26 protein-coding genes and 1 tRNA gene are annotated in these 24670 nt (G+C 66.5%); 12 read left to right on the plus strand and 15 right to left on the minus strand.

What is annotated here, in order from left to right; genetic code table 11:
• Positions 1–242: 242 nt before the first annotated feature.
• The 8 genes from pilB to A8M77_RS07520 all read left to right on the plus strand — a co-directional run bounded on the left by pilB (position 243) and on the right by A8M77_RS07520 (position 8314).
• Positions 243–1976 (plus strand): type IV-A pilus assembly ATPase PilB, encoded by a 1734-nt coding sequence (gene pilB / locus A8M77_RS07485; RefSeq protein WP_086920924.1) that lies wholly within the window; start codon positions 243–245, stop codon positions 1974–1976.
• Positions 1977–1991: 15 nt separating this feature from the next.
• Complete coding sequence (locus A8M77_RS07490; RefSeq protein WP_086920925.1) at positions 1992–3218, plus strand: type II secretion system F family protein; 1227 nt, start codon at positions 1992–1994, stop codon at positions 3216–3218.
• On the plus strand, positions 3218–4069 hold the full coding sequence (locus A8M77_RS07495; protein WP_086920926.1) for a prepilin peptidase: 852 nt from the start codon (positions 3218–3220) through the stop codon (positions 4067–4069). The genes A8M77_RS07490 and A8M77_RS07495 overlap by 1 nt, the downstream gene beginning before the upstream one ends.
• A gap of 19 nt (positions 4070–4088) precedes the next feature.
• The gene (gene coaE / locus A8M77_RS07500; protein WP_086920927.1) at positions 4089–4667 is read left to right on the plus strand and encodes a dephospho-CoA kinase; all 579 of its coding nucleotides are present in this window, start codon (positions 4089–4091) and stop codon (positions 4665–4667) included.
• A 106-nt stretch (positions 4668–4773) separates the two neighbouring features.
• Entirely contained in the window at positions 4774–6267 is a 1494-nt protein-coding gene (locus A8M77_RS07505) for an MBOAT family O-acyltransferase (RefSeq protein WP_086920928.1), read from the plus strand.
• Between the two features lie 13 nt (positions 6268–6280).
• A complete protein-coding gene (locus tag A8M77_RS07510; RefSeq protein WP_086920929.1) occupies positions 6281–7300 on the plus strand; it encodes a hypothetical protein in 1020 nt (339 codons plus the stop codon).
• 38 nt (positions 7301–7338) lie between these two features.
• A complete protein-coding gene (gene zapD, locus A8M77_RS07515) occupies positions 7339–8094 on the plus strand; it encodes a cell division protein ZapD (protein ID WP_086920930.1) in 756 nt (251 codons plus the stop codon).
• Positions 8095–8098: 4 nt separating this feature from the next.
• A complete protein-coding gene (locus A8M77_RS07520; protein WP_086920931.1) occupies positions 8099–8314 on the plus strand; it encodes a DNA gyrase inhibitor YacG in 216 nt (71 codons plus the stop codon).
• On the opposite strand, the gene A8M77_RS07525 is transcribed toward A8M77_RS07520, so the two are convergent.
• From A8M77_RS07525 to secA, 4 genes are read right to left on the minus strand one after another with little or no spacing between them, the layout of a single operon-like run.
• Complete coding sequence (locus tag A8M77_RS07525; RefSeq protein WP_086920932.1) at positions 8308–8733, minus strand: NUDIX domain-containing protein; 426 nt, start codon at positions 8731–8733, stop codon at positions 8308–8310. The two genes, A8M77_RS07520 and A8M77_RS07525, sit on opposite strands and share 7 nt — an antisense overlap.
• An 8-nt stretch (positions 8734–8741) precedes the next feature.
• The gene (locus A8M77_RS07530; protein ID WP_086920933.1) at positions 8742–9611 is read right to left on the minus strand and encodes an ATP-binding protein; all 870 of its coding nucleotides are present in this window, start codon (positions 9609–9611) and stop codon (positions 8742–8744) included.
• On the minus strand, positions 9608–10837 hold the full coding sequence (gene argJ / locus A8M77_RS07535; RefSeq protein ID WP_086920934.1) for a bifunctional glutamate N-acetyltransferase/amino-acid acetyltransferase ArgJ: 1230 nt from the start codon (positions 10835–10837) through the stop codon (positions 9608–9610). Before argJ ends, A8M77_RS07530 begins: the two co-directional genes overlap by 4 nt.
• Before the next feature lie 23 nt (positions 10838–10860).
• A complete protein-coding gene (gene secA, locus A8M77_RS07540; RefSeq protein WP_086920935.1) occupies positions 10861–13644 on the minus strand; it encodes a preprotein translocase subunit SecA in 2784 nt (927 codons plus the stop codon).
• 173 nt (positions 13645–13817) lie between these two features.
• Here secA and A8M77_RS07545 point away from each other — a divergent pair, with 173 nt between their 5' ends.
• Positions 13818–14123 carry a hypothetical protein gene (locus A8M77_RS07545; protein WP_086920936.1) on the plus strand — a complete coding sequence of 102 codons (306 nt, stop codon included), beginning with the start codon at positions 13818–13820 and terminating at the stop codon, positions 14121–14123.
• Between the two features lie 105 nt (positions 14124–14228).
• Here A8M77_RS07545 and A8M77_RS07550 read toward each other — a convergent pair whose 3' ends face one another.
• Positions 14229–14579, minus strand: a complete 351-nt coding sequence (locus A8M77_RS07550; protein WP_086920937.1) for a hypothetical protein — start codon at positions 14577–14579, stop codon at positions 14229–14231.
• A 133-nt stretch (positions 14580–14712) separates the two neighbouring features.
• Between A8M77_RS07550 and A8M77_RS07555 the strand changes: the two genes are divergently transcribed.
• Positions 14713–15123 (plus strand): hypothetical protein, encoded by a 411-nt coding sequence (locus tag A8M77_RS07555; RefSeq protein ID WP_086920938.1) that lies wholly within the window; start codon positions 14713–14715, stop codon positions 15121–15123.
• Here the strand turns inward: A8M77_RS07555 and A8M77_RS07560 are convergent.
• On the minus strand, positions 15120–16037 hold the full coding sequence (locus A8M77_RS07560; RefSeq protein ID WP_086920939.1) for an SDR family oxidoreductase: 918 nt from the start codon (positions 16035–16037) through the stop codon (positions 15120–15122). The two genes, A8M77_RS07555 and A8M77_RS07560, sit on opposite strands and share 4 nt — an antisense overlap.
• Before the next feature lie 37 nt (positions 16038–16074).
• Positions 16075–16815: an SDR family oxidoreductase gene (locus tag A8M77_RS07565; protein WP_086920940.1), complete on the minus strand. Its 741-nt coding sequence runs from the start codon at positions 16813–16815 to the stop codon at positions 16075–16077.
• 127 nt (positions 16816–16942) lie between these two features.
• Between A8M77_RS07565 and A8M77_RS07570 the strand changes: the two genes are divergently transcribed.
• Positions 16943–17857, plus strand: coding sequence for a LysR family transcriptional regulator (locus A8M77_RS07570; RefSeq protein WP_086920941.1), 915 nt, complete (start codon positions 16943–16945; stop codon positions 17855–17857).
• A gap of 51 nt (positions 17858–17908) precedes the next feature.
• Here A8M77_RS07570 and A8M77_RS07575 read toward each other — a convergent pair.
• The 6 genes from A8M77_RS07575 to petA all read right to left on the minus strand — a co-directional run bounded on the left by A8M77_RS07575 (position 17909) and on the right by petA (position 22161).
• Positions 17909–17984: transfer RNA gene (locus A8M77_RS07575), tRNA-Thr, on the minus strand.
• A gap of 61 nt (positions 17985–18045) precedes the next feature.
• Positions 18046–18606, minus strand: coding sequence for a ClpXP protease specificity-enhancing factor (locus A8M77_RS07580; RefSeq protein WP_086920942.1), 561 nt, complete (start codon positions 18604–18606; stop codon positions 18046–18048).
• 30 nt (positions 18607–18636) lie between these two features.
• Entirely contained in the window at positions 18637–19248 is a 612-nt protein-coding gene (locus A8M77_RS07585) for a glutathione S-transferase N-terminal domain-containing protein (protein WP_086920943.1), read from the minus strand.
• A gap of 105 nt (positions 19249–19353) precedes the next feature.
• Positions 19354–20109, minus strand: a complete 756-nt coding sequence (locus A8M77_RS07590; protein ID WP_086920944.1) for a cytochrome c1 — start codon at positions 20107–20109, stop codon at positions 19354–19356.
• 20 nt (positions 20110–20129) lie between these two features.
• Positions 20130–21530, minus strand: coding sequence for a cytochrome b (locus A8M77_RS07595; protein ID WP_086920945.1), 1401 nt, complete (start codon positions 21528–21530; stop codon positions 20130–20132).
• 16 nt (positions 21531–21546) lie between these two features.
• On the minus strand, positions 21547–22161 hold the full coding sequence (petA, locus tag A8M77_RS07600; RefSeq protein WP_086920946.1) for a ubiquinol-cytochrome c reductase iron-sulfur subunit: 615 nt from the start codon (positions 22159–22161) through the stop codon (positions 21547–21549).
• 155 nt (positions 22162–22316) lie between these two features.
• Between petA and mscL the strand changes: the two genes are divergently transcribed.
• Complete coding sequence (mscL, locus tag A8M77_RS07605) at positions 22317–22745, plus strand: large conductance mechanosensitive channel protein MscL (protein ID WP_086920947.1); 429 nt, start codon at positions 22317–22319, stop codon at positions 22743–22745.
• Here mscL and pdxA read toward each other — a convergent pair.
• Entirely contained in the window at positions 22732–23778 is a 1047-nt protein-coding gene (pdxA, locus tag A8M77_RS07610) for a 4-hydroxythreonine-4-phosphate dehydrogenase PdxA (protein ID WP_086920948.1), read from the minus strand. The two genes, mscL and pdxA, sit on opposite strands and share 14 nt — an antisense overlap.
• A complete protein-coding gene (locus A8M77_RS07615; protein ID WP_086920949.1) occupies positions 23775–24551 on the minus strand; it encodes a Nif3-like dinuclear metal center hexameric protein in 777 nt (258 codons plus the stop codon). The genes pdxA and A8M77_RS07615 overlap by 4 nt, the downstream gene beginning before the upstream one ends.
• Between the last annotated feature and the right edge of the window lie 119 nt (positions 24552–24670).

Here is a 24670-nt window from a genome sequence, read left to right on the forward strand (position 1 = left end):
CTTCAGAAAGGGCGCGGGCGCCTGTTTCGATTTCCGGGGAGGCCCCAGCATCGGCTTTGCCGATCAAGTCCTTCCTTTCGGAATTGCAGGGCCGGTTAACCCGATTTGTTTCATTTCGACACGCCTTTCCGGCTGTAAACGCAAAATGCTGCGCGCTTCGGTCCAAATGGAGCGGTTTACAGCCCTCGGGCGATCAGCGATGATCGTGATGCACTTTTTCACGTCTTGTTACATTCCATTGAATGGCTGCTGCTGAACCTCTCGCCAAAGAAAGCGCATCGATCGCCCTGCCCGGGCTGGCACGCGCATTGATCTCCGCCGGCAAGCTGCCGGCGAAGACCGCGGAGGAGATCTATCAGAAGGCGACCAGCAGCCGCACCAGCTTCATCGCGGAACTGACCGGCACAGGTGCCGTGTCGCCGGCCGACCTGGCCCACACCCTGTCGAGCGCCTTCGGCGCACCGCTGCTCGACCTGGACGCCGTCGACCCCCAGCGCCTGCCCAAGGACCTGCTGGACACCAAGCTGTGCCAGGCCTACCGGGTGGTGGTGTTGAGCAAACGCAACAACCGCCTGATCGTCGCAACGGCCGACCCCTCGGACCAGCAGGCCGTCGAGAAGATCAAGTTCGCCTCCCAGATGGGCGTGGACTGGGTGATTGCGGAGTACGACAAGCTCTCGCGCATGGTCGAAGCAGCGGCCGTGAGCGCCTCCGAGACCATCGACAGCATCGTCGGCGCCGAGTTCGAGTTCGACGACTCCACGATCGCCGAAACCGCCGACCAGAACGAATCGGCGATCGCCGAGGTCGAGGACGCGCCGGTCGTCCGTTTCCTGCACAAGATGCTGCTCGACGCCTTCAGCATGCGGGCATCGGACATCCACTTCGAGCCCTACGAGCACCAGTACCGGGTGCGCTTCCGCATCGACGGCGAACTGCGCGAGATCGCCACCCCGCCCACCGTCATCAAGGAAAAACTGGCCTCGCGCATCAAGGTGATCTCGCGGCTGGACATCTCCGAGAAGCGCGTGCCCCAGGACGGCCGCATGAAGCTCAAGATCGGCCCGGACCGGGTGATCGACTTCCGGGTCAGCACCCTGCCCACGCTGTTCGGCGAGAAGATCGTGGTGCGTATCCTCGACCCCAGCAGCGCGCGCATGGGCATCGATGCGCTGGGCTACGACCCGGACGAGAAGGCGCGGCTGCTGGATGCCATCAGCCGCCCCTACGGCATGGTGCTGGTCACGGGCCCGACGGGCTCGGGCAAGACCGTCTCGCTCTACACCTGCCTGAACCTGCTGAACAAGCCGGGCGTCAACATCGCGACCGCGGAAGACCCGTCCGAAATCAACATGCCCGGCGTGAACCAGGTCAACGTCAACGAAAAGGCGGGCCTGACCTTCGCGACCGCGCTGCGCGCCTTCCTGCGCCAGGACCCGGACATCATCATGGTCGGGGAAATCCGCGACCTCGAGACCGCCGACATCTCGATCAAGGCCGCGCAGACCGGTCACTTGGTGCTTTCGACCCTGCACACGAACGACGCCCCGACCACGTTGACGCGGATGCGCAACATGGGCATCGCCCCCTTCAACATCGCCTCCAGCGTGATCCTGATTACCGCGCAGCGGCTGGCGCGCCGCCTCTGCCCGGTTTGCAAGGTCCCGGTCGACGTGCCGAAGGAAGCCCTGCTCGACGCCGGCTACAAGGACGGCGAGATCGACGGCACCTGGAAGCCCTATAAGCCGGTCGGCTGTCCTGCCTGCAACAGCGGCTACAAGGGCCGCGTGGGCATCTACCAGGTGATGCCGGTCTCCGAAGAGATCCAGAAGATCATCCTGCGCGACGGCAGCGCCCTAGAGATCGCCCACCAGGCCGAGTCCGAGGGCGTGCGCTCGCTGCGCCGGTCAGGACTGCAGAAGGTCATGCAGGGCCTCACCTCGCTCGAGGAAGTGCTCGCGGTGACCAACGAATAGAGAAGCGGAGTTTGAATGGCAACGGCAGCAGCATCATCCCGGACGGCCCACAAGGAATTCGTCTACGAATGGGAAGGCAAGGACCGCAACGGCAAGGTGGTGCGGGGCGAGCTGCGCGCTGCCGGCGAGAACCAGGTCCAGGCCGCGCTGCGCCGCCAGGGGGTGCTGGCCTCCAAGATCAAGAAGCGGCGCATGCGCGCCGGCAAGGCGATCAAGCCCAAGGACATCGCGATCTTCACGCGCCAGCTCGCGACCATGATGAAGGCCGGCGTCCCGCTGCTGCAGTCCTTCGACATCGTGGGCCGCGGCAACGCCAATCCGAGCGTGGCCAAGCTGCTCAACGACATCCGCAGTGACGTCGAGACCGGCACCTCGCTGTCGTCCGCCTTCCGCAAGTTCCCGAAGTACTTCGACAACCTCTACTGCAACCTGGTAGAGGCCGGTGAGGCCGCCGGTATCCTGGAAGAGCTGCTCGACCGCCTCGCCACCTACATGGAGAAGACCGAGGCCATCAAGTCGAAGATCAAGTCGGCGCTGATGTACCCCACCTCGGTGATCGTGGTCGCCTTCGTGGTGGTGGCGATCATCATGATCTTCGTGATCCCGGCCTTCAAGCAGGTGTTCACCTCCTTCGGCGCCGACCTGCCGGCGCCGACGCTTTTCGTCATGGCGGTGAGCGAGTTCTTCGTGGCCTACTGGTGGCTGATCTTCGGCGTGATCGGCGGCGGCCTGTACTTCTTCTTCCAGGCCTGGAAGCGCAACGAGAAGGTCCAGCGCTTCATGGACCGCCTGCTGCTGCGCCTGCCGATCTTCGGCGCGCTGATCGACAAGTCCTGCGTCGCGCGCTGGACCCGCACACTGGCCACCATGTTCGCCGCTGGCGTGCCGCTGGTCGAGGCGCTCGACTCGGTGGGCGGTGCCTCGGGCAACACCGTGTACGGCGATGCCACGGTCAAGATCCAGCAGGAGGTCTCAACCGGTACCAGCCTGACCACGGCCATGACCAACGCCAACCTCTTCCCCTCGATGGTGCTGCAGATGACCGCCATCGGCGAGGAGTCCGGCTCCATCGACCACATGCTGGGCAAGGCGGCCGACTTTTACGAGTCGGAGGTCGACGACATGGTCGCGGGCCTTTCCAGCCTGATGGAGCCGATCATCATCGTGTTCCTGGGCGTCATCATCGGCGGCATCGTGGTCTCGATGTATCTGCCCATCTTCAAGCTCGGCCAGGTCGTCTGATGCTGGTGTCGCAGGGGGTGGACGCCGCGCTGGCCGGCGTGCTGGGGCTCATGATCGGCAGCTTCCTCAATGTGGTGATCCACCGGCTGCCCAAGATGATGGAACGGCAGTGGGCCGCCGAATGCGCGGAGCTGACCGGCGCCGAGGCCGAGGCAGGCAAGGCGCAGGAACCCTTCAACCTCATGGTGCCGCACTCGCGCTGCCCGCATTGCGGTCACGCGATCCGGTGGTATGAGAACCTGCCGGTCCTGAGCTATCTCTTCCTGCGCGGCAAGTGCTCCACCTGCAAGACGCCGATCAGCCTGCGCTATCCGCTGGTGGAACTCGCCACTGCAGCGCTCTTCGCCTGGTGCGTGTGGCGCATGCCCGGCCAGTTCGGCGGCCTGGCCTGGTGCGGCTTCACGGCCGCGTTGCTGGCCGCGGCCCTGATCGATTGGGACACCACCTACCTGCCCGACGACATCACATTGCCCCTGCTCTGGGCCGGGCTGCTCGCCGCCATCGGTGGTTTCACGGGCATCAGCCTGGCCAATGCGGTCTGGGGCGCGGTGGCCGGCTACGTGTCGCTGTGGGCGGTGTACTGGTTGTTCAAGCTCACCACCGGCAAGGAGGGCATGGGCTACGGCGACTTCAAGCTCTTCGCCGCCTTCGGCGCCTGGTTCGGCTGGCAGGCGCTGGTGCCGATCGTGCTGATGGCCTCGGTGATCGGCGTCGTCATCGGCCTGATCCTCAAGTTCAACAGCGGCCTGCGCGAGGGCGGCTACGTGCCCTTCGGCCCCTTCCTGGCCGGCGCCGGCCTGACGGCCATGCTCTTCGGCCCGGACGCGATCCTGCGCACGGTCGGCCTCTGAGCGCGGGGGCGCTCACGGCATGCGCATCGGCCTCACCGGCGGCATCGGCAGCGGCAAGAGCACGGTCGCGGCCATGCTCGTCGACGGCGGTGCCACGCTGATCGACACCGATGCCATTGCGCGCACCATCACGCAGCCCGGGGGCGCAGCCATGCCGGCGGTCGAGGCTGCCTTCGGGCCTTCGGTGATCGCCGCGGACGGCAGCATGGACCGCGCCCGCATGCGCGAGTTGGTCTTCGCCGACCCTTCCGCCAAGCAGCGGCTCGAGGCCATCCTCCACCCCGTGATCGGCCTCGAATGCGAGGCCCAGGCCACCGCGGCCGGGCCGGGGCTGATCGTGTTCGACGTGCCCCTGCTGGTCGAGTCGAAGCGCTGGCGGGCCCGGGTCGACCGGGTGCTGGTGGTCGACACGACCGAAGAAACCCAGCTGCAGCGTGTGGTCACGCGCTCTGGCTGGTCACCCGAGGCGGTGCGCGCCGTCATCGCGCATCAGGCAACGCGGCGCGAGCGCCGTGCCGCCGCCGACGCCGTGATATTCAACGAGGGAATGTCGCTCGAGGAACTCCGCCAGGAGGTCCGCGCTCTACCTTGGGGTTAATACTCCGCGCGGTCACGCGATAATGCAGGGTTTGCCGCCGCAGCGGCGCCCCCCGTGATCAGAAGAAGACGGCGCACAAGGCCCCAGCGAGCGCGCCCCATCCGAGATGCTTTTCAATTCGCACGCGTTCCTTTTCGTCTATTTCCCGATCGTCCTGCTCGGCTTCTTCTGGATCGGCAAACGCAACGTGCGCGCCGCGGCCGGATTCCTGGCCCTGGCCTCGCTCTTCTTCTACGGATGGTGGAGCGTCAAGGCGATGCCGCTGCTGCTGGCATCGATCTGCATCAACTACTGGTTCGGGCTGCGCCTGACGCCGGCGCCGGGCCGCGAGGACGTCCAGCGCAAGCGCCTGCTGATCGTGGCCCTGGTCGTCAACCTCGGCGTTCTGGCGATCTTCAAGTACGCCAACTTCTTCCTCTCGAACGTCAACGAAGGGCTGGCGGCCGCGGGCTTCACGCCCATGGAGTTGCTGCACATCGCGCTGCCTATCGGCATCTCTTTCTACACCTTCACCCAGATCGCCTTCCTGGTCGACTGCTGGCAGGGCAAGGTGCATGAGCGCAGCTTCGTTCACTACGCCCTCTTCGTCACCTACTTCCCGCACCTGATCGCGGGCCCGGTGCTGCACCACGCGCAGATGATGCCGCAGTTCGCCAACCCGGCGACCTACAAGCCCGACCCGAACAAGATCGCGGCGGGCCTGGCGATCTTCAGCTTCGGCCTGGCCAAGAAACTGCTGATCGCCGACCCGATGGGCCAGTACGCCGACCTGGTGTTCAACGGTGCGCACCAGGGCACGGCGCCCACGCTGTACACGGCCTGGTTCGGGGTGCTTGCCTACACGCTGCAGATCTACTTCGATTTCTCGGGCTACTCGGACATGGCGGTCGGCCTGTCGCTGTGCCTGGGCGTGCAGCTGCCGCTCAACTTCCGCTCGCCCTACAAGTCGACCAACATCATCGAGTTCTGGCGCCGCTGGCACATCTCGCTGTCGACCTTCCTGCGCGACTACCTCTACGTGCCGCTGGGCGGCAACCGCAAGGGGCCGGCCCGGCGCTACCTGAACCTGTTCCTCACCATGCTGCTGGGTGGCCTCTGGCACGGCGCCGCCTGGACCTTCGTGATCTGGGGCGCACTGCACGGCGCCTACCTGATGGTCAACCACCTGTGGAATGCCAAGGTGCGGCGCAACGCGGCGCCGGGCCGCATCGCGAAAGTCTTCGGCTGGGCGCTCACCTTCCTGTGCGTGATGATCGCCTGGGTGGTGTTCCGCGCCGAAGGCATGCACACCGCCATCGCGATCTACAAGGGCATGCTCGGCATGCACGGCGCACCGCCAACCGCCTTCAGCGAAATGGGGCTCATGCCCTACCGCAAGAACGACTTCTTCAAGACCATGCTGATCGGGCTGGTGATCTGCCTGGCGCTGCCGCCCACCATCACGCTCGAACGCTGGGTGCCCCACCCGCAATCGGTGGTCGGCCACCGCGTGATGGCGGCAACCTCGACCGTTTTCATTGCCGCCAGCACCTTCGTGCTGTTCGCCTGGGCAGTGTCGAAGCTGGGCGGCTACAGCCCCTTCCTGTATTTCCAATTCTGATCAAGCGACAGACATGACGCTCGCAAAAGTCTGGCTGCGCATCTTTGTCATCGGTTACGTGCTGGTGTTCGCGATGTGGCTCGTCTCCCTGACCACCCTGCCCCCCTATGGCGACCTGACCCGCATCGGACACCTGCCCGAGGAGGACTTTGGCTGGACCAAGCCGGCACCGACCATCGACCCGTCGCTGCTGAAGGCCTCCCCGGTCAAGGACGCCGACATCCTGGTCATCGGCGACAGCTTCTCGATGACGCTCTACTGGCAGGCATCGCTGGTGAAGGCGGGCTACCGCGTCGCCACCACCTACTGGGGCCAGTACGGCACGGTCATGTGCAAGGATTTCGACCAATGGATCGAGCGCTCCGGCTTCAAGGGCAAGCTGATCATCTTCGAGAGCGTGGAGCGCCTGCTGGACGAGCGCACTGTGGACGGCCAGCACTGCGACAAGGTCGTCAAGCCCCTGGAGGCCCGGCTCGACCCCTTCGTCGCCCCGGCCAAGCTGCCGGGACCGGACGCGCTGCCCAACTGGACCGCGCGCTTCGACACCGGCCCGGAGGCCTACTACAACGCCTGGCGCGCGAGGAAGTCGCCGGTGGAGCTCGTGTTCAACAAGAACACGCAACTGCGTGCACTGCCGAACGGCTGCAACTATTTCTCCCACAAGGAGTGCGAGAAGCTGCCGGTTTTCATCGATGACATCCGCAACGGCCCGCTGACCAAGGACACGCTGGCACGGATCAAGGCCTTCAAGGACAGCCACAGCGCCACCATCCCGCAGATGTGGATCGTGATCCCCAACAAGAACACCGTCTACCTGCAGCCCGACTTCTCGAAAGATTTCGAGGCCGGCTTCCGCGAAGCCCGGCTCGGCCCCGACCTCTACGCCTTTGCGCGCGAGATGTATCCGAAGGTGATGGACTTCTATTTCCCGAACGACACCCACCTGTCGATGCATGGGCAACTGGCGCTGGGCGAGCACATGCTGGCCGCGGTGCGCGAGGTGCTGCCCGTGCCGCCTGCGAAATCGCCCTGAGGGGCTATCATGTTCCGACAGGAACCCGACAGAAACGCGTGATCCTCTACGAATACCCCTTCAACGAGCGCATCCGGACCTATCTGCGGCTGGAGCACCTGTTCCGTCGGCTCGGCGAGCTGGTGCCGGCCGATTCGCCGCTGTCTCACCACTACGCCCTGGTCACGATCTTCGAGATCATGGACGTGGCCGCGCGCGCCGACTTGAAGGCTGACGTGCTGCGCGACCTGGACAAGCAGAAGAACGTGTTCAACGGCTATCGCGGCAATCCGGCGATCTCCGAGGCCCTCCTGAACCAGGTGGTCTCCAAGCTGGAGAGCAATTTCGCCACGCTCAACACCATCCCGGGCAAGGCTGGGCAGGCGCTGACCGAGAACGAATGGCTGATGGGCATCCGCAGCCGCGCGAGCATCCCGGGCGGCACCTGCGAGTTCGACCTGCCGGCCTACTACGCGTGGCAGCACCGCCCGGCCACGGAGCGGCGGGCCGGCCTGGAGCGCTGGTCCGCCACCTTGGCGCCGCTGGCCGAGTCGATCTACCTGCTGCTGAAGCTGCTTCGCGATGCCGACGTACCCTACAAGGTCATCGCCACGCGTGGCCAGTTCCAGCAGCCGCTGCCGCAGGGCCGCAGCTTCCAGCTGCTGCGCCTGCGCATCGACCCTCGCTTCGGACTCATCCCGGAGATCAGCGGAAACCGGCTGATGGTGTCGGTGCGGTTGATGCGGCACGAGGCCGATGACCGCCTGCACAAGAGCATGGAAGACACCCCCTTCGAGCTCACTCTCTGCGCCTGACCCCATGGCGACGAACAGGAAGACCCCGTCGGGTGAACGCATTGTCCGTTGCCCCGCCTGCGGCGAGGACAGCGTCTACGGCCCGAGCAATCCTTACCGCCCCTTCTGCAGCGCGCGCTGCAAGGGCATCGATCTCGGCGCTTGGGCGACCGAGGAATTCCGCATGCCGGCCGAGGCACCGCCCGAGGACGAGCCCTTCGGCGATCCGAAAATTCAGTAGGCTGTGCCGGCGAGGCCGCGTTCCTGCGCCAGCCAGTCGAGCACCGGCAGGGCACCCGGCAGTACCGGCGTCACGTCGAGCGGCAATTGCTGCCAGCGAATGGCCTGGCCTTCGCGCATCTCGAATTCCCCGTCCCAGGCGCGCACCTTGCACCAGTGCAGCCGCACCAGCGCATGGGGGTAGTCGTGCTCGGTGGTCTTCCAGACCTCCACGCCGGCGATGGTGATACCCAGTTCCTCGTGCAGTTCGCGCCGCAGCGCCTGCTCGATCGACTCGCCCGGCTCGATCTTGCCGCCCGGGAATTCCCAGTAGCCCGCGTAGGGCTTGCCCTCGGGCCGGGTCGAAAGCAGAAGCGCCTCATCCGCCTCGCGGATCAAGATGCCGACCGCCACTTCGGTGTGCTTGCGCGCCTCGGCCATGGCTGCGTTCAGTGCCTGCCGGCGTAGTCGCGCGCGAACTGGTAGGCCACGCGACCGCTGCGCGAACCCCGCTCGAGCGCCCAGACCAGCGCCTCGGCGCGCGCCGACTCGATGGTTTTCGCATCGGCACCGAAGGAGGACAGCCATTGCGCCACGATCGCGAGGTATTCGTTCTGGCTGAAGGGGTAGAAGCTCACCCAGAGGCCAAAGCGCTCCGACAAAGAAATCTTCTCCTCGATCACCTCGCCCGGATGCACCTCGCCATCCTCGGTGTGGGTGTAGCTGAGGTTCTCCTTCATGTACTCGGGCAGCAAGTGGCGCCGGTTGCTGGTCGCGTAGATCAGCACGTTGGGCGTGGCCGCCGCCACCGAGCCGTCGAGGATGGACTTCAGCGCCTTGTAGCCCGGCTCGCCTTCGTCGAAGCTCAGGTCGTCGCTGAACACGATGAATTTCTCGGGCCGCTGCGACACCACCTCGACGATGTCGGGCAGGTCGGTCAACTCGGCCTTGTCGACCTCGATCAGGCGCAGGCCCTGCGGCGCATAGGCGTGCAGGCAGGCGCGGATCAGGGACGACTTGCCAGTGCCGCGAGCGCCGGTGAGCAGCACGTTGTTGGCCGGCTTGCCTTCCACGAACTGGCGGGTGTTGCGCTCGATCTTCTCCTTCTGGACGTCAATCTCCTTGAGTGCATCCAGCGGCATCGCCGCGAGGTGGCGCACTGGCTCGAGCGTGCCATGGCCCGAGCTGCGGCGGCGGTAGCGCCAGGCGATCGACGCACTCCAGTCGGCAGGCGCCGCGAGCGGCTGGGGAAGGATGGACTCGATGCGGGTGATGAGTTGCTCGGCGCGCTCGATCAGCTTCTCAAATTTCTCGTTCATGACCTGTAGTCGGCGTTGATGGACACGTAATCGTGACTCAAGTCGCAGGTCCAGACCGTGTCGACCGCATCGCCGCGGCCAAGCCCGATGCGCACTGTGATCTCGCTCTGCTTCATCACGCGCTGGCCGTCTTCTTCGCGGTAGCTCGGATTGCGCCCGCCCTTGACCGCAACGTGGACGTCGTCCAGGTACAGGTCGATACCGGTCTGGTCCAGGTCGGCGATGCCGGCATAGCCGACCGCCGCCAGGATGCGCCCGAGGTTCGGGTCGCTCGCGTAGAACGCGGTCTTCACCAGCGGCGAATGCGCGACCGCATAGGCCACCAGGCGGCATTCGGCGGCATCGCGGCCGCCCTCGACCCGCACCGTGATGAACTTGGTCGCGCCCTCGCCGTCACGCACGATGGCCTGGGCCAGCTGGCGCGCGACCGCCTGCATCGCCTCCACCAGCGCCCGGCCCTCGGCCGAGTCCAGCGAGTCGATGGTGGCATGCGCGGCCTTCTGCGTCGCGATCACCACGAAGGAATCGTTGGTGGAAGTGTCGCCGTCGATGGTCACGCGGTTGAAGGAGGCGTCGGCCAGGGCCTTGGCCAGCGGCTGGACCAGCGCCGGCGCGATCTTCGCGTCCGTGGCCAGGAAGCCCAGCATGGTCGCCATGTTGGGCCGGATCATGCCTGCGCCCTTGCTGATGCCGGTGATGCTGACGGTCGCCCCGCCGATCTGCACCTGGCGGCTCGCTGCCTTCGGCACGGTGTCGGTGGTCATGATGCCCTCGGCCGCGCGCGCCCAGTGCGCGGATTGCGCATCGGCCAGCGCGGCAGGCAGGCCCGCTTCGATGCGGTCGATGGGCAACGGCTCCATGATCACGCCCGTCGAGAAAGGCAGGATCTGCTCCGGCGCGAGCTCAAGCTTGCGGGCCAGCGCGATGCAAGTGGCGCGCGCGCGGGCCAGCCCGTCCTCGCCGGTACCGGCATTCGCGTTGCCGGTGTTGATCAGCATCGCGCGGATGCCGAAATCCTTCTGCAGATGCTCGCGGCAGACCTGCACCGGCGCGGCACAGAAACGGTTCTGCGTGAACACGCCGCCGACGGCCGCGCCCTCGTCGATCAGCACCACCGTCAGGTCCTTGCGGTTGGCCTTGCGCACGCCCGCTTCGGCCACGCCGATGCGGATGCCGGGGACCGCATGCAGCGCGGCGGGATCGGGAGCGGAGAGATTCACGGGCATGAGATTTCCCTCGGGGATGCGGCTCAGCTGAGCTTGCCGTGGCAGTGCTTGAATTTCTTGCCGCTGCCGCAGGGGCAGGGGTCGTTGCGGCCCACGCGCGCGAAGGCGGCGGCGCCGGCCGGCACGCCGGAGGCGATCGCGGCCAGGCGGCGCTGGCTTTCCTCGTCGACGCGGACCTCGACCTCGCCGGTCTCGGTGGGTGCGCTGTAAGTGATGTTGGCCAGGTTCTCGCCGCGGCTTTCCATCGCCTCGGCGGCCTCCTCCAGCTGCTCGCTGGACTGCACGCGCACCGTCATCAGCTGGCGCGTGACCTCGTTCTTCACCGAATCGAGCAACTGGCCGAAGAGCTCGAAGGCCTCGCGCTTGTATTCCTGCTTGGGCTGCTTCTGCGCATAACCGCGCAGGTGGATGCCCTGGCGCAGGTAGTCCAGCGAGGCCAGGTGCTCGCGCCAGTGGGTGTCGATGCTCTGCAGCAGGACCATGCGCTCGAACTGGGTGAAGTTCTCCTGCCCGATCAGCGCGACCTTGGCGTTGAAGGCCTCGTTCGCCGCGGCGACCACCTTCTCGACGATGTCCTCGTCGGTCATGGCGGTGGCCGCTTCCACGTCCTTCTGCAGCGGGATGTCGATGCCCCACTCGCCGGCCAGCACCTTCTCCAGGCCGGCCAGATCCCACTGCTCCTCGACCGACTCGGCCGGCACGTACTGGCGGACCAGGTCGGTGAAGCAGCCCTCGCGAAGCGCCTCGATCTGCGCCGTCAGGTCGCCCGCATCGAGGATGTCGTTGCGCTGCTGGTAGATCACCTTGCGCTGGTCGTTCGACACGTCGTCGTACTCGAGCAGCTGCTTGCGGATGTCGAAGTTGCGCGCCTCGACCTTGCGCTGCGCGCTCTCGATGCTTCGCGTGACGATGCCGGCCTCGATCGCCTCGCCGTCGGGCATCTTGAGGCGGTCCATGATGGCCTTGACCCGCTCGCCCGCGAAGATGCGCATCAGCGGATCGTCCAGGCCCAGGTAGAAGCGCGAGGAGCCCGGGTCGCCCTGGCGGCCCGAGCGGCCGCGGAGCTGGTTGTCGATGCGGCGCGACTCGTGGCGCTCGGTGGCGATGATGCGCAGACCGCCGAGCGATTTCACGAACTCGTGGTCCTTGTCCCATTCGGCGCGCAGGCGCGCAACCACGGCGGCGCGCGCGGCTGCATCCTTGGTCTCGTCGGCCTCGATCGCCTCGATCAGCTTGTCGACATTGCCGCCCAGCACGATGTCGGTGCCGCGGCCTGCCATGTTGGTGGCGATGGTGATCATCTTGGTCCGGCCCGCCTGCGCCACGATCTCGGCCTCGCGCGCATGCTGCTTGGCGTTGAGCACCTGGTGCGGCAGCCCGGCCTGGGTGAGCAGGCCGTCGATGATCTCCGAGTTCTCGATCGAGGACGTGCCCACCAACACCGGCTGGCCGCGCTCGTAGCACTCGCGGATATCGGCGATCGCGGCCTCGTATTTCTCGCGCGTGGTCTTGTAGACGCGGTCGAGCTGGTCGTCGCGCCTGCTCGGCTTGTTGGGCGGGATGATCACGGTCTCGAGGCCGTAGATCTCCTGGAATTCGTAGGCCTCGGTGTCGGCGGTGCCGGTCATGCCGGCCAGCTTGGCGTACAGGCGGAAGTAGTTCTGGAAGGTGATCGAGGCCAGGGTCTGGTTCTCGGCCTGGATCTGCACGCCCTCCTTGGCCTCCACCGCCTGGTGCAGGCCATCGCTCCAGCGGCGGCCGGTCATCAGGCGGCCGGTGAACTCGTCGACGATCACCACCTCGCCCTGCTGCACCACGTAGTGCTGGTCGCGGTGGTAGAGATGCCGCGCGCGCAGCGCCGCATTGAGGTGATGCATCAGCGTGATGTTCGCCGGGTCGTAGAGCGAGGCGCCCTCGGGCAGCAGCTTGAACTCGGAGAGGATCTGCTCGGCCTTCTCGTGACCGTCCTCGGTCAGGAAGACCTGGTGCGTCTTCTCGTCGACCGTGAAGTCGCCCGGCTTGGTCACGCCCTCGCCGGTGCGCGGATCGGCCTCGCCTTCCTGGCGCGTGAGCAGGGGCACCACCTTGTTGATCGCCAGATAGAGGTCGGTATGGTCCTCGGCCTGGCCGCTGATGATCAGCGGCGTGCGCGCCTCGTCGATCAGGATCGAGTCCACCTCGTCCACGATCGCGTAGTTGAGCCCGCGCTGCACCCGGTCCTGCGTCTCGTAGACCATGTTGTCGCGCAGGTAGTCGAAGCCGTACTCGTTGTTGGTGCCGTAGGTGATGTCGCTGCCGTAGGCCCGCTGCTTCTCCTCGCGCGGCATCTGCGGCAGGTTGATGCCGACGGAGAGGCCGAGGAAGTTGTAGAGCCGGCCCATCCATTGCGCGTCACGGTTGGCCAGGTAGTCGTTCACCGTGACCACGTGCACGCCCTTGCCGGTCAGTGCGTTCAGGTACACCGGCAGCGTGGCCGTGAGGGTCTTGCCCTCGCCGGTCCGCATCTCGGAGATCTTGCCGTAGTGCAGCGCCATGCCGCCGAGCAGTTGCACGTCGAAGTGGCGCATCTTCATCACGCGCTTGGAGCCCTCGCGCACGACGGCGAAGGCCTCGGGCAGCAGGTCGTCCAGCGTTTCGCCGCGCCCGAGGCGGTCCTTGAACTCCTGGGTCTTGGCACGCAGCGCCTCGTCGCTGAGCTTTTCGAAGCCGGCCTCGAGCGCGTTGATGCGGTCGACGGTCTTGCGATACTGCTTGAGGAGCCGGTCGTTGCGACTGCCGAAGATCTGGGTCAGGAAGTTGGTGGCCATGCGAGCGGGTCGACAGCGACCCCATGGCATGCGGGCTGCGCGACCGAAATTCCTAAGATAGTGAAAGCAGGTGGGCACGCTTGGCGCAGAATCAACACGCCAGGCGCTGGGACCCTCCGGCGCGTACGCCGGCAAACCGGGCATTTTAGCCGCGCCGCTTGACGCCTTCACGCATGAACCGCCGTTTCCACCCCGTCACCCTGCAGCAGGCCGCCGAGGATTCCCCTACCCTCGCCGGCCTGATGGCGCGCGCCCGCGACGCCGAAGAACGGCTGAAGGCGATCCGGGACCTGATCCCGTCCGAGATGCGCGCTGCCGTGCAGGCCGGCCCGGTCGAGGACGGCAACTGGTGCCTGCTGGTACAGGGCAGCGCCGCCGCCGCCAAGCTGCGGCAACTGCTGCCCGCGCTGCAGGCGCGGTTGAAGTCCAGAGGCTGGGCCGACACGGCCCTGCGCCTTAAGGTCCTGACGCGTCGCTGAGCGGCGAACGTCGGCGTTCCGCGTTCAGTGCGTCTCGCGGCGCTGCGTAACGGGTGCCGGCCAACCGGTGTCGGGGTCGCCAAGCTCAAGCGGCGTGCACGCTCCTCACGGTGGACGCCTGTCAGCGGCGATGCGGTCCCGGACCACCTTGGCCGCGCGGCGGTACATCGCGATCATGTTCACCATGCCGGCGAAACCAAAGACCGCGCCGGTCAGGGCCGCCATCAGGAGGATGCCGGGAAACTCGTAGCTGTGGACGAGGATGGCCAGCGCCAGCAGCCCCAGCCAGAGGCAGGCCCAGCGGAGGATGTACATGTCCATGTAGCTCCTGAGCCAGAGCGCGTTCCGGTAATCGACCTCGGCAGCCTCATCCTCGCTGCTGCCGGCGGACACGGGCTCCAGCATGCCGCGGGGCGACCAGAATCGGCTCCAGAGCGATGCGCCTGCGGGGTTCATGGCCGACAGTGTCTCAAAGCGCCGCAGGGGCCTGGCTGCTTCCGGGCGCGGCGCCCGGCACGCGCGGTAGCGTCATTCGATACCCCGGGCGTTCGTCGACGGAATGGGCGCGTGGGCTGTCTACATTGCCCCCATGAAGCCGCTCACTTCCATTTCCTTCCTCCCTCACGCCCTGTCGCCTGCGCCGCAGGCCGTCGACGAGCTCGATGACGTGGACTGGCCGCAGCCCCTGGCCAAAAAGGACGGGGGCTGGAATCCGGCGCCGCTGGAGTGGCTCTTCGGGGGCTTTCTCCTGTGCATGGCGATCGCGGCGCTTCCGCTGTTGGGTATCCGGTGGACCATGCCGGAAGCGATGCGGTTGGGCGCCGCCCTCGCAGATACCGTGGTCTTCGCGCTGCCCGTCGTCGTTCCGCTTCCCTTTCTTTTTTTCGGCTGCGCAGCCGCGCTGATCCTGCAACCGCGCTCCAGGACACCGGCCGCCTTCGCGGCCTTCGCCACGGCCTTGACCATCGGGCTGGCCGCGGTGCATGCGCTGCTGGGCTAGCGCCCCGGCACGCCACCCTTTTCCGAAGCCAGCTTCAGCAGATCGCCCATGCCGACGCGGTGCAGCATCTCCGCGCGCAGCCGGTCCAGCACGGCGAAGCCGACATCGGCGCCGTCCTGCGCCGGATCCACATGGACGCGGAACGGGCGCTGGCCGAAGGGCGTGTCCACCACCGTGACGATCGCATCGGCCACCGCGGACGCATCCGCCCACGCGCGGACGATCGCGGCGAAGGCGCGCTGGATCTCCTCGCCGGAGCCCATATAAGGCCCGCTCTCATAGGCCGCGGCCACGGACGGATCGCCCGGCTGGCCTGCATGCGCGAAGTGGTTGGTGCCGGAGGTGAACGCACCCGGCACGATGATCGAAGTCTCGATGCCCCAGCGCGACAGCTCCCGCGCGTACTGCACCGCGATCGCATCCATCGCGGCCTTGGCGCCGAAGTACGGCGCGAGACAGGGCGGCGTGCCGCCCGCCGAGCCGGAGCTCGACACCCACAGCAGCAGCCCCTTGCGGAGCGCCCGCAGGCGGGGCAGCACCGCGCGGTTGACGCGCTGCGTGCCGATCACGTTGCTGTCGTAGAGCTGCGCGTACTGCTCGGGCGTGAACGATTCGGCCGGGCCGAACACCATGTCGCCGGCGTTCTGCATGACGACGTCGATGCGGCCGGCATCGGCAATGGCCCGGGCCACGCCCGCATCGACCGAGGCCTGCGACTGCACGTCCAGCTCGATCGTGCGCAGGTCGATGCCGCGTTCGGCGGCCAGGCGGGCCATTGCGGCTGCGTTGGCGGCGTTGCGGCCCGCCAGGTCGCGCATGGATGCGTAGACGGTATGGCCAGCCTCGGCCAGCTTCTCGGCAGTGAGGCGGCCGAAACCGCTGGAGGCGCCGATGAGGATGATCTTCTTGCTCATGACACAACCTTTGGCCGGGGGATGCGTGAGATACCGATCAGACGATGCCGCCGTTGGCGCGCAGCACCTGCCCGTTGATCCAGGCACCATCCGGCCCGGCCAGGAAGGCCACGGCATTGGCGATGTCCTCGGGACGGCCCAGGCGCTCCAGCGGCGCGAGGCGGGTCAACTGGTCGATCACCGACTGCGGCTTGCCGTTGAGGAACAGGTCGGTCGCCGTCGGACCGGGCGCGACCGCATTGACGGTGATGTTGCGGCCGCGCATTTCCTTGGCCAGCACGTGCGTCGCGGCCTCGATACCGGCCTTGGTGGCGGCATAGGCGGCATAGCCGGGCTGGTAGAGCCCCACCACGCTGGACGACAGGTTGATGATGCGGCCGCCTTCGCGCACGCGCCTGGCCGCCTCGCGCATGGTGTACAGGCTGCCCTTGAGGTTGATCGCGATCTGGCTGTCGATTAGCGCATCGTCGGACTCGCCCAGCGGGGCCAGCTTCATGATGCCGGCGTTGTTGACCAGCACGTCGACGCCGCCGAAAGCCGCCTGCGCGGCGTCGAACATGCGGCGCACCGCCTGGGGATCGCTGACGTCGGCCTGGGCCGTGAGGGCGCGGCCGCCGGCCGCCTCGATCCCGGCGGCCAGCGCGGCGGCCTCCTTCTCGCTGCCGGCGTAATTCACCACCACGGTGAAGCCGTTGGCGGCCAGGCGGGTGGCGATGGCGGCACCGATGCCGCGGGAGGCGCCGGTGACGAGGGCGACCTTGTCTTCTTGCGTGTTCATGAGCGTTCCTTGTGTTGCGCCGCCGAACCTTCCGACGACTGAAACATACTGTGCCTATTCGCTCGTCAAAGATAATCTCGCCAAATTCGCCATCAAAATTCATCCACTGCGAACAATAGGGGCCGCCATGGACCGACTGGAAGCGATGCGCGTCTTCACCCGCATCGTCGAGCGCCGCAGCTTCACACTGGCCGCGCAGGACACGGGTGCGCCCCGCTCGACGGTGACGACGGTGATCCGCGAGATGGAGGCTCGCCTGGGCGTGCGCCTCCTGCAGCGCACCACCCGCACCGTGACGCCAACCCTGGACGGCGAGGCCTACTACCGGCGCTGCCTGGCGATCCTGGACGACGTCGAGGATGCCGAGGGCGCCTTCAAGGGGGCGCGGCCCAAGGGCCTGCTGCGGGTCGACGTACAGGGTACGCTTGCGCGCCACTTCCTGATGCCGGGGCTGCCCGACTTCTTCGCGCAGCACCCGGACATCGAGCTGTCCATGAGCGAAAGCGACCGCTGGGTCGACCCGGTGCAGGAGGGCGTGGACTGCGTGCTGCGCTATGGGCAGTTGCCCGACAGCGACCTGGTGGCGCGCCGCGTCGCGATGCTGGAGCGGCTGACCTGCGCATCGCGCGAATATCTGGCGCGCTTCGGCACGCCCGCTTCGCTGGACGATCTGGCGGGGCATCGCATCGTCGGCATCCGGCGGTTGACGACGTCCCACGTCACGCCGCTGGAGTTCGGCGTCGATGGCAACTTCCGGGTAGTGGAACTGCCCGCGACGCTGTCGGTCACCGGGCCGGAAAGCTACCTCAAGGGCCTGCAGCTCGGCCTGGGCCTGGCGCAGGTGCCGCGCTTCCATGTCGAGGAGGACCTGGCGGCCGGGCGGCTGGTCGAGATCCTGCGCGACACACCGCCGCCGTCGATGCCGGTGTCACTGGTGTATCCGCGCAGCCGGCAGCTGTCGCCGCGCGTGCGTGCCTTCCTCGACTGGGCGGCCCAGGCCTTCGCGGCGCGGTTGCGCACGCCTGCTGCAGACGTGCCTTGACTCGAAGGCCATGCGAGGGGCGGCAGCGCCGGCCCTTCCGGGAACATGGGATGGTGCCGCTTGTCGGAATCGAACTGACGACCTACCGCTTACAAGGCGGGTGCTCTACCAACTGAGCTAAAGCGGCTGGGAAATGTGAAGGCTGATTCTACCGACGGCCCTAACACGCGCCGCCGCACCGAGCGTCATTACTTGATGCGCTTCAGCGAAGGCCGCGCGCCGCCGTTGCTGCCCGGCGGACGCGGTGGGCCCTCCGGATCCGAGGACGCAGGCGCCACGGCCGCGTCCTCCGCGCCGGCTTCACCGCTGACCAGGTGAACCACCTTGCCGGCGTCGATTTCGGCGCTCTTGGAGGCGTCACGCAAGGAGGCGCGAGGCGCGGCGGGAGAAGCAGTGGCGCCGGTTTCGGCCGGCGCCGGCGCAGGGACCGGCGCTGGAAAGGCCATGCCCTGCCCGTTCTCGCGCGCATAGATCGCGATCACGCGGCCGACCGGCACGCTGATTTCCCGGGCCGTGCCGGCGAAGCGCGCCTTGAACTCGATGAAGTCGTTGCCGAGCTTGAGCGAGCTGGTCGCGTCGAAGCTGATGTTCAGCACGATCTCGCCGTTCTTCACGTACTCGCGCGGCACCTGCACGGTGTCGTCGACCTGCACCGCCACGTAGGGGGTGAAGCCGTTGTCCGTGCACCACTCGTACAGCGCCCGGATCAGGTACGGGCGGGTGGAAGAGGACTCCAGCGCGTTGATCATGAGGAACAGGCGGTCGGCAGCGTTTCGCGGTTACTTGCGCATGACCTTTTCGGACGGCGTCAGCGCCTCGATGTAGGCCGGGCGGGAGAAGATGCGCTCGGCGTACTTCAGCAGCGGCGCCGCGTTCTTGCTGAGGTCGATGCCATAGTAATCCAGGCGCCAGAGCAGCGGCGCAATGGCAACGTCCAGCATCGAGAAATTGTCCCCGAGCATGTATTTGTTCTTGAGGAACACGGGCGCGAGCTGGGTCAGGCGGTCGCGGATGTGGGCGCGGGCTTTCTCCAACGCCTTCTCGTTGCCCTTGGCGCTGCGGTTCTCCAGCGTGGACACGTGCACGAACAGCTCCTTCTCGAAGTTGAGCAGGAAAAGCCGCACACGGGCGCGGTCGACCGGGTCGCCAGGCATCAGTTGCGGGTGCGGGAAGCGCTCGTCGATGTACTCGTTGATGATGTTCGACTCGTACAGGATCAGGTCCCGCTCGACCAGGATCGGCACCTGGCCATAGGGGTTCATCACGCTGATGTCTTCGGGCTTGTTGTACAGGTCGACGTCGCGGATCTCGAAGTCCATGCCCTTTTCGAACAGGACGAAGCGGCAACGATGGGAAAAGGGGCAGGTCGTTCCGGAATACAAGACCATCATGGCGTAAGGCTCCTAAAAATCAAAAAGAGTGGGTTGCCTTCAGCAACCCACTCCGCAAGGACGCGTGCCCGGCAAAACCGGGTCGCGCTCCCATGTCTACATCACCTACTTCACGTCCTTCCAGTACGACGCGTTGAGGCGCCATACGAAGACCAGCGCCATCACCAGGAACAGCATGACCCAGACGCCGACACGGATGCGCGTGTTCTGCGCCGGCTCGGCCATCCACTGCATGTAGGCCACGAGGTCGCCCATCGCCTGGTCGTATTGCAGCGGCGACATCGTGCCGGGGCTGACCTGCTCCCAGCCCTTGAAGACTTCGGTCGCATGGCCATGGGACTCGATCTTGTCGAAGACCGGTCGGCGCTCACCCTGCAGTTCCCACAGCACATGGGGCATGCCCACGCTCGGGAACACGAGGTTGTTCCAGCCGGTGGCCTTGGTGTCGTCGCGGTAGAAGGTGCGCAGGTAGGTGTAGAGGTAGTCGGCGCCCGTGCCGCCGTGGCCGGCGCGCGAGCGGGCGACCAGCGTGAGGTCGGGCGGTATGCCGCCGAACCACGCCTTGGCCTGGGCCGGGTCCAGGTTGGCCTTCATCGTCTCGCCGACCTTCTCGGTCGTGAACAGCAGGTTGTCCTTGATCTGCTGCTCGGTGATGCCAATGTCCTGCAGCCGGTTGTAGCGCATGAACGCCGCCGAGTGGCAGTTGAGGCAGTAATTGACGAAGAGCTTGGCACCGTTCTGCAGCGCGGCCAGGTCGTTGGTCTTGTTCGGTGCCTTGTCCCAGGCGATGCCGCCCTCGGCGGCCTGCGCGCCGGCGGCGATGCCGAGCGCTGCGATCAACGTGAGGATCAGTTTCTTCATTGTCGTGGGCTCCGGTTCTCTCAATGCGCGTGGAAGGTCACGCGCTCGGGCACCGGCTTGAATTCACCGAGACGGCTCCACCACGGCATCAGCAGGAAGAAACCGAAATAGAAGAGCGTTCCGACCTGAGACACGCGCTCGCCGATCGGCGAAGGCGGCTGCACGCCGAGGTAGGCCAGGATCACGAAGTTGATGACGAACAGGCCGTACAGGTACCAATGCCAACTCGGGCGATAGCGGATCGAGCGCACGGGGCTGTTGTCCAGCCAGGGCAGGAAGAACAGGATGATGACGGCGCCGCCCATCACAACCACGCCCCAGAACTTGGCATCGATCGACAGCATCATGGCTGCCACGATGACGGCAGCGATCACGATGACGGCCTTGAAGATAGCTGCGATGTGGGCCTTCCAGACGCCGAAGGCGGCTGCGGCCACGACGCAGGCGATCAACGCATACATCATCTCGCTGGTGATGGCACGCAGCATCGAATAGAAGGGCGTGAAGTACCAGACCGGCGCGATGTGGTTGGGCGTCTTCAGCGAGTCGGCCGGGATGAAGTTGTTGTACTCCAGGAAGTAGCCGCCTGCCTCGGGCGCGAAGAAGATCACGGCCGAGAAGATGGTGAGGAACACCACCACGCCGAAGATGTCGTGCACCGTGTAGTACGGGTGCGAGGGGATGCCGTCCAGCGGATGGCCGTCGGGGCCGCGCTTGGCCTTGATCTCGATGCCGTCGGGGTTGTTGGAGCCCACCTCGTGCAACGCAATCAGGTGTGCCACCACCAGGCCCAGCAGCACCAGCGGCACGGCGATCACGTGGAAGCTGAAGAAGCGGTTCAGGGTAGCGTCGCTCACCACGTAATCGCCGCGGATCAGGAGCGCCAGGTCAGGACCGACGAAGGGGATCGCGGAGAACAGGTTCACGATCACCTGCGCGCCCCAGTAGCTCATCTGGCCCCAGGGAAGCAGGTAGCCCATGAAGGCCTCGGCCATCAGGCACAGGAAGATCGCGCAGCCGAAGATCCAGATCAGCTCGCGCGGCTTCCGGTAGCTGCCGTAGATGAGGCCACGGAACATATGCAGGTACACCACGATGAAGAAGGCCGAGGCCCCCGTGGAGTGCATGTAGCGGATCAGCCAGCCCCAGGGCACGTCGCGCATGATGTACTCGACCGACGCGAAGGCCAGCGCCGCGTCGGGCTTGTAGTGCATCACGAGGAAGATGCCGGTCACGATCTGGATCACGAGGACCAGCATCGCGAGCGAGCCGAAGATGTACCAGAAGTTGAAGTTCTTCGGTGCGTAGTACTGGCCCCACTGGTCGTTCCACAGCTTGGACAGCGGGAAACGGTTGTCGACCCAGTTCAGCAGCTTGTCGCCAGCGGGGGCGTTGGGCGAGATTTCCTTGAATTCAGCCATGTTCCTGTACTCCTCCTCAGGCCTTCTTGTCTTCGCCGATCAGAAGGCGCGTGTCGGAGAGGTACATGTGCGGCGGCACCGGCAGGTTGTCGGGCGCGGGCTTATTCTTGAAGACGCGGCCGGCCAGGTCGAAGGTCGAGCCGTGACAGGGGCAGAGGAAGCCACCCTCCCAGTTGTCGGGCAGCGAGGGCTGGGGACCGGCCTGGAACTTGTCGATCGGCGAGCAGCCGAGGTGGGTGCAGATGCCCACGACCACCAGGACGTCGGGCTTGATCGAGCGGTTCTCGTTGCGCGTGTACTCGGGCGTGAACTCGTCAGGATTGCGCTTGGACTGCGGGTCGGCAAGCTGACCATCCAGCTTGGGCAGCTCGGCAATCTGGGCCGGCGTGCGCTTGAGGATCCACACGGGCTTGCCACGCCACTCGACCGTCAGCTTCTCGCCGGGCTGAAGGCCACCGATGTCGACCTCCACCGGCGCACCGGCGGCCTTGGCTTTTTCCGAGGGTTGGAAGGTGCTGACGAACGGGATGGCGGTGGCCACTCCGCCCACTGCGCCGGCACAGCCTGATGCGATCAACCATGTCCGCTTGCTGCTGTCGATCCGCTGGCGGCCGACCGGGATGTCACTCATGGGGGGTCCTCAATCTTCTTCGCTGGTGGCTTGGGTCAACCAACGATTGTAGCGGAGCGTAAGAAGCGAATTCAACGCGAGCTCCGGGCGGGGCCGCGGGCCAGGCGTCCCTCTATACTGCCCCGCTCCAACAACAAGCACGCGAGGTGACCTGCATGAGTTTTCTGAAGGAGTTTCGCGAGTTCGCCGTCAAGGGCAATGTGGTCGACCTCGCGGTCGGCGTGATCATCGGCGCGGCCTTCGGCAAGATCGTCGACTCGATCGTGGCCGACATCATCATGCCCATCGTCGGCCTGGTGTTCGGCAAGCTCGATTTCTCCAACCTCTACATGGTGCTCGGCACGGTGCCGCCCAACGTGGCCAACAACCTGGCCGACCTCAAGAAGGCTGGCGTGCCGGTGCTGGCCTACGGCAACTTCATCACCATCGTCGTCAATTTCGTGATCCTCGCCTTCATCATCTTCATGATGGTCAAGCAGATCAACAAGCTGCGCAGGAAGCAGGAAGAGGCCCCGGCCCCGGCCGCGCCGCCCGAGGACATCGTGCTGCTGCGCGAAATCCGCGACAGCCTCAAGCGCCCCTGAGGGCCAGCGCGCGCGCCACGCGGATCGCCTCCACGAGACTGGATGCGTCGGCTTGGCCGCGGCCCGCGATGTCGAAGGCCGTCCCGTGATCGGGGCTGGTGCGGACCAGCGGCAGGCCCAGCGTCACGTTCACGCCCTTCTCCACACCGAGGTACTTGACCGGTATCAGGCCCTGGTCGTGGTACATCGCGACCACCACGTCGAACTCGCCTGCGCGCTGCGCGGTGGCGCGGGCGCGCATGAAGACGGTGTCCGGTGCATGAGGGCCATCGGCATCGATGCCTTCGGCACGCGCCGCCGCAATGGCCGGCGCGATGATCTCGCGTTCCTCGCTGCCGAACAGACCGCCCTCCCCCGCATGCGGATTGAGGCCTGCCACGCCGATCCTCGGCGCGCGGCCCAGCATCGCCGACAGCGAGACATGCGCGATGCGCAGCGTCTGCAGCACGTTGTGGAAGCTCACGGCCTCGATCGCCTGGCGCAGCGACATGTGGATGCTCACGAGGACCGTGCGCAGCTCGTCGTTGGCCAGCATCATGCGGACCGGCACGTTCGCCACCGGCTGGCCCAGGTGGGCGGCGGCCTCGGCCTGCAGCAGCTCAGTGTGGCCGGGGAAGGCGTAGCCGGCCGCCGCCAACGCCTCCTTGTGCAACGGCGCGGTCACCAGGGCCGCCACCTCGCCGCGCAGGGCGGCGCGCGCGGCCCAGACCACGCATTCGCCGGCGATGCGGCCGGCCTCGGCGCTGATGGCACCGGTCGAAATGGAGGCAGCGGGCGGCCGGGTCGCTTGCAGCACGGGAATGCAGCGTGGCGGAACTGCAGCCGCGTCGGCCGATGATTCGATGAGCGCGACCGGCAGCGCGGGCTGCCCAGGCGCTTCCAGCATCTGCGCGGCCTGGCGCACGATGCCGACATCGCCCACCACGAAGCAGCCCTGAGCTAGCTCCGGCGCATAGCGGAAGGCCTTGGCGATGATTTCCGGGCCGATGCCCGCCGGATCGCCCAGGGTGATGGCGAGGACTCGACTCTTCACGCCGGGTTGTCGATGTCGATGAACTGGTGCGCGCAGCCCAACTGCGCTGCCACGTGGGCCGCCACGGCAGGCGCGCCGTAGCGTTCGGTAGCGTGATGGCCACAGGCCAGGAAGGCCACCCCCATCTCGCGCGCATAGTGCGCCTGCGGCTCGGAGATCTCGCCGGTGACGAAGGCATCCGCGCCGGCCGCGATGGCTGCCTCGAAGTAGCCCTGCGCACCGCCCGTGCACCAGGCGACGGTGCGGATCGGCCGCGATGCCGGCACATCGACCAGCGTGACCGTCTTGCCCAGTGCCTTTTCCACATGCGCGGCCAGCGCCTTCGCGCCTGGAAAGCTCTCGCCGTTGCCGCGGCCGCCGATGAATCCGATCTCCTGCTCGCCGAATCGGCCGGCCGAGCCGGCATGCGCGACCAGCCCCAGCTTGAGCCCCAGCTGGGCGTTGTTGCCGAGCTCGGGATGGGCATCGAGCGGCAGGTGATAGGCGAACAGGCTCACGTCGTCACCCAGCAGCAGGCCCAGGCGCTGCTTCATCCAGCCGGTCACGCGGCCGTCCTGGCCACGCCAGAACAGGCCATGGTGCACGAAGATCGCATCGGCCTCGGCATGGATGGCCGCCTCGATCAGCGCCTGGCTGGCGGTCACGCCCGAGACGATCTTGCGCACCGTGGTGCGGCCCTCGACCTGCAGGCCATTGGGTCCGTAATCCTTGAAGCGCTCCGGTGCGAGCAGCAGGTCGAAGGCATGCAGCAGTTCGTGGCGGGTGGTGCTCATCGCGCCATTGTGGCGCCGGGCGGCAGCGCACGCACGCACCCAGTGGCGGCACACCCCAAGGGGCGGCCATTGAGGGAAAATGCGGGGTTCCCCGCGCCGACCCCCGGTGGGGCCGCAAT

This window comes from Variovorax sp. JS1663 (genome assembly GCF_002157355.1).
In the GTDB taxonomy this organism is placed as follows: Bacteria; Pseudomonadota; Gammaproteobacteria; order Burkholderiales; family Burkholderiaceae_C; genus Variovorax.

What these genes read in the sequence shown, in the direction of transcription:
- A8M77_RS07570 (WP_086920941.1), top strand. Translation starts at nt 16,943, where the DNA reads ATGGACCGACTGGAAGCGATGCGCGTCTTCACCCGCATCGTCGAGCGC.
- A8M77_RS07615 (WP_086920949.1), bottom strand. Translation starts at nt 24,551, where the DNA reads ATGAGCACCACCCGCCACGAACTGCTGCATGCCTTCGACCTGCTGCTC.
- A8M77_RS07590 (WP_086920944.1), bottom strand. Translation starts at nt 20,109, where the DNA reads ATGAAGAAACTGATCCTCACGTTGATCGCAGCGCTCGGCATCGCCGCC.
- A8M77_RS07525 (WP_086920932.1), bottom strand. Translation starts at nt 8,733, where the DNA reads ATGGCCGAGGCGCGCAAGCACACCGAAGTGGCGGTCGGCATCTTGATC.
- pilB (WP_086920924.1), top strand. Translation starts at nt 243, where the DNA reads ATGGCTGCTGCTGAACCTCTCGCCAAAGAAAGCGCATCGATCGCCCTG.
- A8M77_RS07530 (WP_086920933.1), bottom strand. Translation starts at nt 9,611, where the DNA reads ATGAACGAGAAATTTGAGAAGCTGATCGAGCGCGCCGAGCAACTCATC.
- A8M77_RS07510 (WP_086920929.1), top strand. Translation starts at nt 6,281, where the DNA reads ATGACGCTCGCAAAAGTCTGGCTGCGCATCTTTGTCATCGGTTACGTG.
- A8M77_RS07495 (WP_086920926.1), top strand. Translation starts at nt 3,218, where the DNA reads ATGCTGGTGTCGCAGGGGGTGGACGCCGCGCTGGCCGGCGTGCTGGGG.
- argJ (WP_086920934.1), bottom strand. Translation starts at nt 10,837, where the DNA reads ATGCCCGTGAATCTCTCCGCTCCCGATCCCGCCGCGCTGCATGCGGTC.
- A8M77_RS07585 (WP_086920943.1), bottom strand. Translation starts at nt 19,248, where the DNA reads ATGATGGTCTTGTATTCCGGAACGACCTGCCCCTTTTCCCATCGTTGC.
- A8M77_RS07580 (WP_086920942.1), bottom strand. Translation starts at nt 18,606, where the DNA reads ATGATCAACGCGCTGGAGTCCTCTTCCACCCGCCCGTACCTGATCCGG.
- A8M77_RS07490 (WP_086920925.1), top strand. Translation starts at nt 1,992, where the DNA reads ATGGCAACGGCAGCAGCATCATCCCGGACGGCCCACAAGGAATTCGTC.
- mscL (WP_086920947.1), top strand. Translation starts at nt 22,317, where the DNA reads ATGAGTTTTCTGAAGGAGTTTCGCGAGTTCGCCGTCAAGGGCAATGTG.
- secA (WP_086920935.1), bottom strand. Translation starts at nt 13,644, where the DNA reads ATGGCCACCAACTTCCTGACCCAGATCTTCGGCAGTCGCAACGACCGG.
- A8M77_RS07565 (WP_086920940.1), bottom strand. Translation starts at nt 16,815, where the DNA reads ATGAACACGCAAGAAGACAAGGTCGCCCTCGTCACCGGCGCCTCCCGC.
- coaE (WP_086920927.1), top strand. Translation starts at nt 4,089, where the DNA reads ATGCGCATCGGCCTCACCGGCGGCATCGGCAGCGGCAAGAGCACGGTC.
- A8M77_RS07555 (WP_086920938.1), top strand. Translation starts at nt 14,713, where the DNA reads ATGAAGCCGCTCACTTCCATTTCCTTCCTCCCTCACGCCCTGTCGCCT.
- petA (WP_086920946.1), bottom strand. Translation starts at nt 22,161, where the DNA reads ATGAGTGACATCCCGGTCGGCCGCCAGCGGATCGACAGCAGCAAGCGG.
- A8M77_RS07560 (WP_086920939.1), bottom strand. Translation starts at nt 16,037, where the DNA reads ATGAGCAAGAAGATCATCCTCATCGGCGCCTCCAGCGGTTTCGGCCGC.
- A8M77_RS07545 (WP_086920936.1), top strand. Translation starts at nt 13,818, where the DNA reads ATGAACCGCCGTTTCCACCCCGTCACCCTGCAGCAGGCCGCCGAGGAT.
- A8M77_RS07505 (WP_086920928.1), top strand. Translation starts at nt 4,774, where the DNA reads ATGCTTTTCAATTCGCACGCGTTCCTTTTCGTCTATTTCCCGATCGTC.
- A8M77_RS07520 (WP_086920931.1), top strand. Translation starts at nt 8,099, where the DNA reads ATGGCGACGAACAGGAAGACCCCGTCGGGTGAACGCATTGTCCGTTGC.
- A8M77_RS07595 (WP_086920945.1), bottom strand. Translation starts at nt 21,530, where the DNA reads ATGGCTGAATTCAAGGAAATCTCGCCCAACGCCCCCGCTGGCGACAAG.
- A8M77_RS07550 (WP_086920937.1), bottom strand. Translation starts at nt 14,579, where the DNA reads ATGAACCCCGCAGGCGCATCGCTCTGGAGCCGATTCTGGTCGCCCCGC.